This window comes from Staphylococcus pasteuri, assembly GCF_030547725.1.
GTDB lineage: Bacteria > Bacillota > Bacilli > Staphylococcales > Staphylococcaceae > Staphylococcus > Staphylococcus pasteuri.
The window spans coordinates 45,936-58,670 of the sequence record NZ_JAUOQO010000001.1; the positions used below are offsets into that span (position 1 = coordinate 45,936).

13 protein-coding genes are annotated in these 12,735 nt (G+C 29.2%); 6 read left to right on the forward strand and 7 right to left on the reverse strand.

The genetic code is table 11. The annotated features are described in order from the left end of the window. Positions 1-30: 30 nt before the first annotated feature. From Q4528_RS00205 to Q4528_RS00220, 4 genes are all read left to right on the forward strand, one after another. Positions 31-402, forward strand: coding sequence for a YbgA family protein (locus tag Q4528_RS00205; RefSeq protein WP_303520054.1), 372 nt, complete (start codon positions 31-33; stop codon positions 400-402). Positions 403-1,346: 944 nt separating this feature from the next. After that, positions 1,347-3,452 carry an AraC family transcriptional regulator Rsp gene (gene rsp / locus Q4528_RS00210; RefSeq protein ID WP_046467076.1) on the forward strand — a complete coding sequence of 702 codons (2,106 nt, stop codon included), beginning with the start codon at positions 1,347-1,349 and terminating at the stop codon, positions 3,450-3,452. A gap of 72 nt (positions 3,453-3,524) precedes the next feature. After that, positions 3,525-3,956: a pyridoxamine 5'-phosphate oxidase family protein gene (locus tag Q4528_RS00215; protein WP_390321212.1), complete on the forward strand. Its 432-nt coding sequence runs from the start codon at positions 3,525-3,527 to the stop codon at positions 3,954-3,956. Between the two features lie 182 nt (positions 3,957-4,138). Continuing rightward, positions 4,139-4,483, forward strand: a complete 345-nt coding sequence (locus tag Q4528_RS00220) for a DUF4889 domain-containing protein (protein ID WP_017637748.1) — start codon at positions 4,139-4,141, stop codon at positions 4,481-4,483. Between the two features lie 286 nt (positions 4,484-4,769). Here the strand turns inward: Q4528_RS00220 and Q4528_RS00225 are convergent, their stop codons facing one another. From Q4528_RS00225 to Q4528_RS00235, 3 genes are all read right to left on the reverse strand, one after another. Continuing rightward, the gene (locus tag Q4528_RS00225; protein WP_017637747.1) at positions 4,770-6,047 is read right to left on the reverse strand and encodes a dicarboxylate/amino acid:cation symporter; all 1,278 of its coding nucleotides are present in this window, start codon (positions 6,045-6,047) and stop codon (positions 4,770-4,772) included. Between the two features lie 250 nt (positions 6,048-6,297). Beyond that, positions 6,298-6,663: a DUF3139 domain-containing protein gene (locus tag Q4528_RS00230; RefSeq protein ID WP_017637746.1), complete on the reverse strand. Its 366-nt coding sequence runs from the start codon at positions 6,661-6,663 to the stop codon at positions 6,298-6,300. Between the two features lie 129 nt (positions 6,664-6,792). Next, the gene (locus Q4528_RS00235) at positions 6,793-7,422 is read right to left on the reverse strand and encodes a nitroreductase family protein (protein ID WP_046467073.1); all 630 of its coding nucleotides are present in this window, start codon (positions 7,420-7,422) and stop codon (positions 6,793-6,795) included. Between the two features lie 166 nt (positions 7,423-7,588). Between Q4528_RS00235 and Q4528_RS00240 the strand changes: the two genes are divergently transcribed. Together Q4528_RS00240 and Q4528_RS00245 are read left to right on the forward strand one after the other, a co-directional pair. Then, positions 7,589-8,035: a MarR family winged helix-turn-helix transcriptional regulator gene (locus Q4528_RS00240; RefSeq protein WP_017637744.1), complete on the forward strand. Its 447-nt coding sequence runs from the start codon at positions 7,589-7,591 to the stop codon at positions 8,033-8,035. 216 nt (positions 8,036-8,251) lie between these two features. After that, positions 8,252-8,668: an Hsp20/alpha crystallin family protein gene (locus Q4528_RS00245; protein ID WP_046467072.1), complete on the forward strand. Its 417-nt coding sequence runs from the start codon at positions 8,252-8,254 to the stop codon at positions 8,666-8,668. Positions 8,669-8,718: 50 nt separating this feature from the next. Here Q4528_RS00245 and Q4528_RS00250 read toward each other — a convergent pair whose 3' ends face one another. The 4 genes from Q4528_RS00250 to nreA form a co-directional block, all read right to left on the reverse strand. Continuing rightward, positions 8,719-9,882: a nitrate/nitrite transporter gene (locus tag Q4528_RS00250; protein WP_046467071.1), complete on the reverse strand. Its 1,164-nt coding sequence runs from the start codon at positions 9,880-9,882 to the stop codon at positions 8,719-8,721. Positions 9,883-10,557: 675 nt separating this feature from the next. Continuing rightward, positions 10,558-11,211: a nitrate respiration regulation response regulator NreC gene (nreC, locus tag Q4528_RS00255; RefSeq protein ID WP_029055762.1), complete on the reverse strand. Its 654-nt coding sequence runs from the start codon at positions 11,209-11,211 to the stop codon at positions 10,558-10,560. 20 nt (positions 11,212-11,231) lie between these two features. Beyond that, on the reverse strand, positions 11,232-12,263 hold the full coding sequence (nreB, locus tag Q4528_RS00260) for a nitrate respiration regulation sensor histidine kinase NreB (RefSeq protein ID WP_017637740.1): 1,032 nt from the start codon (positions 12,261-12,263) through the stop codon (positions 11,232-11,234). 8 nt (positions 12,264-12,271) lie between these two features. Further along, a complete protein-coding gene (gene nreA / locus Q4528_RS00265; protein WP_029055761.1) occupies positions 12,272-12,727 on the reverse strand; it encodes a nitrate respiration regulation accessory nitrate sensor NreA in 456 nt (151 codons plus the stop codon). Positions 12,728-12,735: the final 8 nt, after the last annotated feature.

Consider the following 12,735-nt stretch of genomic DNA (forward strand, 5'->3'; position numbering starts at 1 on the left):
AAATAATTAAAAATGAAAGGAGTTAGTTTATTGAAAGAACGTGGATATATTGAAAAGTTATGGCGTGAAGAGAAATATCGTGTATTACTCCATAGTCAAAGTCATTACAATGCTATACGTGAAAGACTTAAACATAATCCCTCATATAATGAAATTAATCTAATAGTAAAAGAAGCAATTCAAATACCCCCTAGTCAAGGAAGTGTTATGAATGCCTACGATCATATGTGGGGGTATTTCAAAAAGTTAGCTACAGAAGAGGAAAAGGAAACTGCTACAAAATTAAAACATCAATTTAAACATGAAGATATTCCAATAGAAGATTTATTATCATTTTTAAGATCGTTAGCGTATCAATATGATGTTCAATATTTAAAAGATAGCACAGTATTAAAAGCATAAAAAAGACAAACCACACTTTTATAAGTGGTTTGTCTTTTTTGTAAGTAAAGGTAATAAACCTTTATTGACTCATTAAATGTACATTATTATAAATGTCTGAAGAAAGATTAATTCTAAGTTGTATCACTAAATAATTATAAACAATATAAAGGACTTATTTTTACATCCAGTGAAACGAATTGTCATGCTTCATTTAATTTGTTAGTACTTCGGGGGGAGTATTTCAAATTAATGTTTTTAAAAATCGCTACTTAAATATTGATGTTTCATCATACTTTAATTTTCAGAAGATGGTTATTCATTGGATGTCGTTTAAATATTTCTACCAAATATGAAATATGTTGTTGATTCTTGTTGTCATTGCTTCATATATTCAACATTGTTTCATGATGTCTAATTACTAGTTGCTAATGTGTTAGTAAAAATATTTAAAGTATGAATATAATCCTTGTTGTTTATACTAATGTTAAGTTAATCAATTTTTATTCACTAAATATGGTATATGTGATTCTATGTTGTCTCTCTCTTTTTGTTGTTATATCTAAGTTGTGTATATAACGTACATTTAATACCATAGATTACAACCCTTAATCAATTTAAGTTTTTTAAAATTTCTTTTGGATTGGAATCTATATTTATTATGTACTAAAAAATGAGATTACACGCTATTGAAAATTTCCAAATATACAATACTATATTTCTAAAACTCCTTTTATGTTGCAAACAATACAAAAATGGCTACGTTTTCACAAAATTTTTACTATGAACTTTATTTTTAACTATTACTATTTGAAGGCGAATCTATTATAATATCAATTATTATTTAATCGCGTATTAAATGCCACAGACATTGAATATCATAAAAACTATTCAATGCAAACAATTTATAAGTGATGATTTTTTTAGATTTTCAAAACAAACATAGAGGAGCTTCGTAATATCATATGACATGTAACCTAAACCTTTTTCATCAGTACAGCACCAAGCCATTTCGTAATATTAATAAAGTCATCATCTTATTTTCATTAACTAATGACTTGAACATTAAAATCAACGGAGAAGTTAAAGATTTAGATGCACACATTGCTATAATTAATCATGGTGACATATTTGAAGTTGAAAATGCTCATAATATAGTACAATTAACGATTCCGATCTTTTATTTTTATGTAGAAGATGACGACTTTTTCCAGTGCTATTTCGATAGACATTTATTACAATCTAGTGGTTATATCAAAACGCTTATTCTACAAACTATACAACAATATTCAGAGGACCAAACGGTTGATCATCAACTTTGTTCCAAAGTAATTCAGATCTTGTATAAAGAAGCAGTTATAAAATACGATGTTGATTATATCCCCAATATGTCAATTAGTAATACTTTGTTTTCAGAGTGTTTACTTTTTCTTCAAGATAGAATAACTCAAACTATTTCTTTAAAAGATGTCGCTATAAATAGTAGTATTTCAGAATCTTATTGTTCAAATTTATTTATACGTTATTTAAATATGAATTTTAAAGATTACTATACAAGTTTGAAAATCCGTCATGCTATTAAACTATTAATGACTACTAATTTATCAATTAACACTATATCAGAAGAATCTGGGTTTAGTAGCCATACTAATTTTACAAATCAGTTTAAAAACTATTTGAATTTTAGCCCAAAACAGTATCGCTCTTATATAGTCAAAATGGATACTTTGTCTCATTTAAATATAGAAGATAAGGATTATTCACCTTTTTTACCATTAATTAATCATTTTGATTTTAATAATCAATTAGCTACAGAGATTACTGAAATCAATATAGATAACTTTGATCCTAAAGATTATTCCAAACCCTCAAAAGCATTTATTAGACTTGATAATTTTAATGAATTATTTCATTTTACGTTCAATGAGTATTTTGATATTGATTTTTCATTTTTACCTGAACCAGTCATTCTTATTGAAAATGTTAGCGACGTAACTTCTAATCAAATTAACTATCATTTGTTACATAGATGCCTTGATAAATTATTTGAGAGACATATTGGTTTAGCAATAAAAATTAAATCTACAAATCAATTTAATGTAGTTAATCAATTTATTTTGAAGTTTTTACAAGGACATAATGACTATAAATTAAATAAAAAAGTCGTAAAATTAATGCTTATTTTTGATTCGTCTAAAATGTCTACACAAGATATACATCTTTGTCATTTAAAAATTAAAAATAAAAATAAAGATATCCAATATGGTATGACTGTAGACGGCCTATTACGTCAAAATCAGACTGTAGAAAAAACATACGATACTTTAAAAAGACTTAATTTTGATTACTATTTAATTGATATTGAAAATATTGAAACGAAATTATCTTTAATTAATAAAAGAAGAACATATAATCATTCGACGACACATTTTGAAAATTATAAGCAGTTCATTTTAGATTCAGGCATAGACTCCACTCATTTTGTGTATGATTATTTATCTTTGAAATGTTTCAAATATGCTAGCAATAGTTCTAATCCTTTACAACTAGCTGATTTAGTTTGTCATATCATTGCTTTACTACGCTATGGTGGTGGTATTAGTTACCAACTCATTGCAGACGAAACGAAGTACTTGTCATTATTTAATGAATTCGGTAATGCATTACCTCTAATTCACATTTATAAAATGACTCACCCTTTTGTAAATGAAGAATTACAAATTTGTAATAACTACATTATGAGTCGTAAAGATGGCAATTATCACTTCATATTATTTAACAAAATAAACGATCGCTATTTATCTGATAGTCAACAGAAATTTATTTTCAAAAACACATTGAAATCACATTCATTAACAATAGTTCAAACTTTGAATAGTGAGCATGGGACAATAGATAATTTATTACCGCAAACTAAAGAACAACTGTTTCTTGATAAAGATATTATTAATCAATTGGATCAATGCAATCATCCAAAAACAGAATTATTCATTCAAGAAAATGATAATCAAGACGTTAATGTTGTTCTCAAACATGATGAAGTAAAATATGTATGTTTCAAACCTATTTAATCTTTGTTGGTATGAATGATGGTGTCTTAAGTTTAACAATCTCTGATTAAGGATATATTTAGTATTAAGGAGATGATAGGATTGGATAATCAAAAAGCAACTGAAGCAATTGAAAAAGTATTAGATCATTCAAAAGTGGGTGTTTTATCAACCGCTTATAATAATAAACCTAATAGTAGATATATGGTATTCTATAATGACGAATTGACACTATATACTAAGACAAATATTAATTCTATAAAGGTTGAAGAAATTGAAGACAATCCTTATGCTTATATTTTATTAGGCTATAACGAAACAACTAACAATAGTTTTGTTGAAATCGATGCAACTATTGAAATTGTTAAAGATGAAAAAACAATTGACTGGTTATGGGAAACTCAAGATAAATCATTTTTCGATTCTAGTAAAGACCCCGAATTATGTGTATTAAAAGTAAATCCTAAATCAATTAAATTAATGAACGACAAAGATTTAGACACACCTTTCACAATTGAGTTATAAATGAATGATTAATCTCAACTTAAATAAGTTGGGATTTTTTGATGTGATACAAATTCGTATATTTGATGAAAATATCAAATTATAATATCCACTTATATTTTAAATTTAATTGCAAATCACTCTATTTTTCTGTATAAATGAAATAGTAGATAGATAAACAATATTAAAGGAGATTTTGCTGAATGAAAGGTAAAAAAGGACTCGCTTATAGTCTTATTGCAATCATGGTCATTATATGTATTGTTCTAGTTATTGCTATGATGGCAGGCGGTAAAAAAGAAACTTATTATGGCGTAATGAAGAATGGTACAACAATTGATAAAATGATTAGTGAAAAAGACGAAAAAATCGAAAAGAACGTTAAACTTCCATCAGATGCTGATGTATCTGTTAAAAAAGAGGATTTCGTAAGAATTACTAAAAATGAAAAATCTGGCAAAATTGCTAGTGTTAAAAAGGTAGATCATGATGATGTACCACATGGATTAATGACTCAAATCCATGATATGGGCGATATGCATATGTAATTTTAAAAGAAGCAAGTCGATAATGACTTGCTTCTTTTTTATGTTATACGAACGAATATGTTAAGTTATAATCTATCAACCACTGCCTCTAACCATTAAAATGGAGGTACTTTTAAGGGTCACAGTAGCTTTCGCTACTGCGTAAGAAGTACTAACCATTGAAATGGAAGTACTTCTTTATAATCGCTAAAGCGATTTTCTTCTTGGTTCGCCTTAGCTTTGCTAATGCATAAGAGCCCCTAATCGCTAAAGCGATAAGGGGCTCTAAAATGTCAGATTTATTATTTTATAATGTTTTTAAGTACTCTTGACCTTGTTTTTTATCATAAACGTTTTCCCATTTAGCAATGACAACTGTAGATAAAGCGTTACCCATAACGTTAACTACTGTACGTACCATGTCTAATAAACGGTCAACCCCTATAATTAAAGCAAGTCCTTGAGCTGGTAATCCCATTGCACCTAATGTTGTTAATAACACAACGATTGAAGTACCTGGAACTGCTGCCATACCTTTTGATGTAAGCATTAACGTTAACATTAAAACTAATTGTTCAGTTAATGTTAAATGCATGCCATACATTTGTGCTACGAATAATGCAGCGATAGATTGATATAAAGCTGATCCATCTAAGTTAAATGTATAACCAATTGGTATAACAAACGATGTAATATCTTTCGGCGAACCGAATCTTTCCATCTTTTTCATCATTACTGGTAATACTGCTTCTGAACTTGAAGTTGAGAAAGCCAAAAGTATTTCGCTTTTTAGTATTTTCATAATAGAGAAAATACTAATGCCACACATTCTAGCTACAATTCCTAATACTACAACTATAAAGAATACCATTGCGAAAATTACAACTAATACTAGTTTTAGTAAAGGAAGTAACGCTGATGCTCCGAATGTAATGATTGTTGTACAAATAAATGCAAAGACACCAAGTGGTGCTAATTTTAATATTTTATTAATCATCCAGAAAACTGCTTCTAAAGTTCCACTTAAGAAAGATTTTACTGGTTCTGCTTTTTCGCCAACGGCAGCTAAACCTAAACCGAAGAATACAGCAAAAAAGATAATAGGTAATAATTCACCTTTGTTTAAAGCTTCAAAAAAGTTTGTTGGTACAATGTTTACTATAGTATCAATAAAATGATTACCATATGTAGTTTGTTCTGCAGCATGTGCAGATGTTTGATATTTAGAAATATCGCCCTTTGGTAATTTTGATGGATCTAATCCAGAACCTGGTTTAAATAGGTTTCCGAAAATTAATCCAAGACCAATAGCGATTGTTGTTATAATTTCAAAGTATAATATTGTTTTCCATCCGTAGCGACCTACAGTTTTCGATTCCCCAACGTTCGAAATAGATAGTGCTAAAGAACAGAATACAACTGGAATAACAATCATTTTAATTAAGTTTAAAAAGATGTCTCCAAATGGCTTTATGTAGTTAGCCGCTTCTTCATTTCCATATAATATAAGTCCAACGACAACACCTAGAACCAATGCAATTAATACTTGCACAGGTAGACTGATTTTTCTCTTAAACAGAGCCATATTGCAAACTCCCCTTCATCTGACATCACTTAATTATATCAGATAAGTTAAAAATAGCTATAATTATTTATATAACAAATATAAATAATTGTATTGAAATGTTTTAACTTTTATGAATCAAGAGTAGTTTACTATGTTTATTTTTTATTTCTTTTTAAAGGTTCTTCATTTCTATTCTTTAATTTTAACTGATACCCAAAATAAAAAAGTTACCAAATTTTTTTCAACTTGGTAACTCATCTTATTGCAATTATTTTGAAGGTTTATAGTTTTTATTAAAGTAATTATGCTTAGCACTTTTTATACTTTTCTTAGTTTCAGTATCAAAACCTTCGGCAAAAACACCTTTTCTAGTACTAATAGGTTGAATGACATAAGTTATTTTAGGTTCATCTTTAAAAATAACTTCCTTATAATAAACACCCTTTTTAGCGCTATAAAGAGTTTCTTGTTTTTTAACTTTATCTTTTAAATGGTGTTCTTTTAAATAACTATCAACCATTTCAATATTTTTGTGACCTTGATATGATTTAAGCGCGAAGAAAAACGCAAACGCAATCACTAATGAAATAATTAATATAATAATAATTCTGATTAATTTCTGCTTCTTACTCATTTTATAGACTCCTTTTGCCTTATCTTAATTAGTATGAACGAAATTTATGCATTTTTAAAGTCTTATAAAAATTTTGTAACAAAATATTCTTAACTCATTGATATAATGCAAAGATGATTCATATGTTAATTAAAGATACTGTCTTACATCATCAAGTGGTAAACGTACTGATTCATGGGCTTCTTGTGCACCTTTACCTATAGCAATTGCTACAACTGGTACAAATCGATCGCTATCTATCCCTAACACATTTGCAATATTAGCTTTATCAAATCCGCCTATAGCATTAGTATCGTAGCCATGCGATTTAGCCACAAGCATTAATTGCATTGCCATTAAACTACTATCAATATTAACGATATCTTTCATACCTTCTCTAGATAATCCTTTATAATGAGGCAATACCCAACTTAACATCTTATCTTTAATTTCTTCTGTCATATGATTCTTGCTTACTGCGTCACCGTATATCTGTTCAGCTTTTTCATAATTTTTCAAGTCTCCAAATATGATTATCATAGCTGAAGAAGTATTGACTTGTCTCGAATTCTTACCGAAAGATGGTAATATTTTCTCCTTACCTTCATCAGAATCTACAACTATTAATCTCCATGGTTGCATATTCACTGAAGATGGTGCTTTGGTTGCTTTTTGAATGATACTATCCATTTCTTCATGGCTGATTTTATGTTCTGTATCAAATACTTTTACTGATCTTCTTCCTTTTAATACGTCGTCAAATTGAGTGATTTTCTCCATTATATATACTCCTTATTTTTTATAAGTCATTGGATTTTTCAAATCAATAATCTTTAATTATGATTTTCTAATATTTAAATGAAAAGCAATTTAACTTTACTATCAAAATAGGCACTTGACAAGTCACACACTTCATAATATGGTTACCTTAACAAGTAGTGATTTAATGTATGTCGAAAATAGTTATTTAAGCAAACAATTGTGCTTTTTATTCTATGTTTCATCAAAAGAAATTATCAAAAAGTATTCCAATTATTTAAAGGAATATGAACTCACGTACACTGGTTATATAGTGCTAATGGCGATTGAAGAAGATGAGAAACTTAACATCAAAACTTTAGGTGATAGAGTTTTCTTAGATTCAGGCACTTTAACACCATTACTAAAAAAATTAGAAAAGAAAAATTACGTTGTTCGAACTCGTGAAGAAAAAGATGAACGAAATCTTCAAATTTCACTAACAGAACAAGGTAAAAGTATTAAAAAACCTTTATCAGAAGTTTCGCAAAAGGTATTTGGCGAATTTGATATAGATGTAAATGAAGCTAAGGAATTAGTTAACCACCTTCAACTTTTTGTTTCTAAAAACTTCGATAAATCCTCAGAAAAATAATCTTATATAGAGAAAAAAGGCAAAAGTAAACTTGCCCACTTTCATCCCTTTCTTATGCGTTGATAAAATCAAGTTATGTAAACTTTTGTCTATATTCTCTAGTACGAACTGTTACACTATTAATAATCCATTTTACTTTACCTCATAACAAACACTTCATATAATGAATTTACAATTAAATATAGTTAATTTATAACTGTAAAAGGAGCTAATAGTATGCCAAATAATGACTTCTTTAATAATTCATTTTTAAAAAATGATCCAACTGATTTATTTAGAGACTTAGGTAAACAAGTATTCAATCAATTTTCATCACAAGCTTTCCCTGTTAATTTATATAATGAAAATGATCATTACTTAATTGAAGCTGAACTTGCAGGTGTGAAAAAAGAAGATATTTCATTAACTTTTGAGCAACATACGTTAACTATTAAAGCTAATAAATATATTGAATCACATAATGGACAAACGCAATTAAATGAACGTTCTAATGGTGAATTAGTGCGCAGATTTGAATTCGAGGATATAGACAAGTCTCTTATCAAAGCAACATTTGAAAATGGCATTTTAAGCATACACTTGCCTAAACAACAACAAGAAGCTGAAGATGCAACAACAATTTCAATTTCATAATATAAAATAATAGACCTTGTTATGGATTTACCATAGCAAGGTCTGTTTTATTAATGAATTGTTTTCGCGTCTTTTTTATTAACTAAAAACATTGTAATTACAGCAATAATAGCAAATATTGCTAATAATATAAATGCGAGATGGCTTGTACCAGTGATACTAGATACATAAGTGATTACTATTGGTGGGAAGAATCCTCCTAAGCCACCCATCATTGATACGATACCATTTGCTGTCCCAGCTTCTTTTGAAAAGTATGATGGTACAAGTTTAAATATTAATCCATTACCAATACCTGCACATATACTAATTAATAAGCACCCTATTGTAAATAATACAATATGAGAAGAAATCCCCAGGATTACTGCGCCTATAATCATAGCAATGAAATCTATAATTAATACTTTAACGGCATTTAATTTATCACCAAGCATACCTCCGATTGGTCTAAGGAATGTTGCTAAGGCGATAAAAATACCTGAACGAATTCCTGCATCTACTTTATCAATACCAAAATGATTAACTAAAAAGTTAGGTAAGAATAGACCAAATGCTACAAATGAGCCAAATGTTATAAAATACCATAAACTTGTATAATATAATTTAGGATTTTTAGCTAATATTTTAGTTTGTGCCACTAAAGGTACTTTAACTTTTGTTTCTTTATTATCACCAAAAATAAACATTAATATAGCAAATAAAGCAATAAATATTAAATACATTCTTACTGTTGTTTGCCAACCGATAATGCCTGCAATAGGTGGTGCTAAGAATGATGAAACTGCTGTCCCTATGTTCCCCATGCCGTATATACCATTCGCTAACCCTACTTTTTCTTTTGGGAAGTATTTAGGAATGGAAGTGACACCTACTGAAAATATAGCGCCCCCTACTCCTAAAAAGAACCCTGAAAGCATTAGCATTCCCGGAGATTTAGCCTGAGCTAAAAAGAATATTGGGAATAATAGTATTATGAAACTACAGAAGAAAACCCATTTAGCTCCAATGATATTTGTGAGATATCCAAACGGAACACGTAAAATGGATCCTAAAATTACAGGTATTGCTAAAATAATCGATAGTTGTGATGCTGGAATTTTAATATCTTGTGATATGTAAGGCATTAAAGGAGATATGATACTCCAAGCCATAAATCCAACTACTAAACTTAACGTTTGTAAACCTAGTTGAAAACCACCTTTTCTTTTGTACATGTCTTCACCTTCATAAATTATAATTATTTAGTACTTTAATGAATAAATCATTTAATAATTGTGAGTGTTACTACTTCTATGCAAAGTACTAACTATAACTATATTTTAAGATGTTTGTGAAAAATTGAACATTAGTGTAATCCCTTATTTGTTTACCTTTTTCCCCTATAAAAATAAATGAGTTCGTTAAATTTTAAAGCATTTATTAATAGAACATATGAGGCATGTTCATGCGTTGGAAATACTAGTGGTTATAGTGGAACACATGAGGTGAACTCATGTGTAAGAAATACTAATTTCTAAAGAAAAAGTATTTCTTTATCGTCTTTTCTCCCCGGCAAAGTTGACTAGGTTAATCATGAGTTTTATGAAATGAGTAACCAGTCAACCACTGCCTCTAACCATTAAAATGGAAGTACCTTTAAGGATCACAGTAGCCTTCGCTACTGCTTAAAGGATATATAGTTACTCTCCTGAATTAATTAGTCACTTTTAATCTATGGTGTTTATTAATGGAACACATGAGATGAACTCATGTGTAAGAAATACTAATTTCTAAAGAAAAAGTATTTCTTTAAATGCATAAGAGCCCCTAATCGCTAAAGCGATTTTCTTCGGTTCGCCTTAGCTTCGCTAATGCATAAGAGCCCCTAATCGCTAAAGCGATAAGGGGCTCTAAAATTCTAATAGTTTCTTTTTCATAGCGTATTCAACTAATTCTGGTTTTGTTTTTAATCCTAATTTGTTCATAATATGTGTTTTATGTGCTTCTACTGTTTTTACAGAAACAAATAATTTTTCAGCAATTTCTTTATTACCGTACCCTTTAGCTATCAACGGTAATATTTCTAATTCGCGTTTTGATAAAATTTTAAAGGGATCAGACCCATCTGTAGGTTCTTGGTTGTTGTTATTAACGAATTCATTAACAAGTGATGTTGTTAATTTCATATCGACATAAGTATCTCCTTGATAAACAGTTCTAATCGCAAGAATTAATTGTTCATCAGGCGCATTTTTTAAAATATAGCCCTTTGCACCATTTCTAAGTACGTGAAATAAATATTCTTCGTCATCATACATTGTTAATATTAATATTTTAGTCTCCGGAAAACTTTCATTGATTTTGCTTGTCGCTATTAAACCAGATTCACCTGGTGGCATACTTAAATCCATAAGAAGAACGTCTGGTTTATGTTCTAACACCTTTTGATATGCTTCAACACCGTCAGCAGCTGTAGCCACTACTTCCATATCTTGTTGATAGTTTAATATCATGGAAAAACCTGTTCGAACAACTGCATGATCATCAGCTATCACAATTTTCAATTTAATTCCCCCAAAAATTTTCACAAAGGTACTTCTAATGTAACTATTGTACCTTTATCAATATGTGTTTCTATATCTACATGCCCGTACACTAATTCAGCACGCTCGCGCATACCGTATAAACCTAGTCCAGATCCTTTTGGTTGAGAATTTGGATTAAATCCGTATCCATGGTCAATAATTTCTGCAATTAAATTATCATTATTTTTTTGAATCATTACATCTACTTCACTAACACCTGCATATTTTAACGCATTATAAATCGCTTCTTGAACTACACGATAAACAACTGTTTCAACTTCACTATCAAAACGTTGCTGTGAAATATTAGATGTGTAATTAATTTGCATTCCGAAATTTTCTTCAAACTGTTTAAAATAAGATTTAAATGCGGCTTCTAAACCTAAATCATCTAATGAAGCTGGTCTTAATTCAACAGATAAATTTCTAACATCATCGACTAATTGAGACATGATGCCCTCAATATTTTCAACATCATTCAATATTTTTTCTCTATCCTGTTGGTACTTTAATAAGCGTAATTGAACGTTTATATTTAAAAGTTCTTGAACTAGACTATCATGTAATTCTCTCGAAATACGTTTACGTTCATTTTCTTGTGCAGAAATGGTTTTTCTTATCATCCTACGTTGGTTCATTTTTTCTTGACGTTCAATCTGAGGTGCAACATCTTGCAAAGTAAATGCATTGATACCTTTTTCTTTATCAATTGTTTGATATGTAGCAGTAAATGGTGCAATTTCTCTTTGATTAGTTTTCATAAAAACTTGAAATGTAGATCTATTAGGTTGTTCTACATCTAAAAAACAATTTTTACATGATTGCAAATCAAATTCATTGGTATAACCTTCACATCTACGACATATTGCATTGGTCATCGTACTATAATTATCTTCCATTGAAATCACTTCATTAGCTGCTTCATTCATAGCTATTACTTTGCCATCATTATTAACAAACACAATTTTCTCATTTGTGCACTCATAATATTTTTTCAATAAAGTTTCAAGTTTGATATCATCATGTCCCAACAATTTAATCACCTAATATCTTCTTTTAATTCACCTAGTCGCTCATTGATAATAATATTTTCTATATTATCAGGCAATGGTTTGTGATTTCTTTGGCCAAATAGTATTACACCATAAACTTGGTTATTAAAGCAAAGTGGTACTGCTATCACCGCTGTTAAACTTTCACTTAATAAAATGGGATATTTTACTTTTTCATCTGGTGACAGCGCCATATCTACATTAGAAATTAGCATTCTTTTCCCTGTTTTCATGACGTTACCAGCTAATCCACGACCTTTTCGTAGAACGATAAGTTTATATCTATCGTTGTTATTTCCGGATACATATTGCCATTTTATTGGGGAATAAGTACTCGAATGCTCACAAAATGCAATCGCTGCAAAATCGACGCCTTCTTCTTCTCTTAATTTATCAATATTGTATTGAATATTTTGCAGTTTCATATTTAAACCTGGAGTCATTATCATTC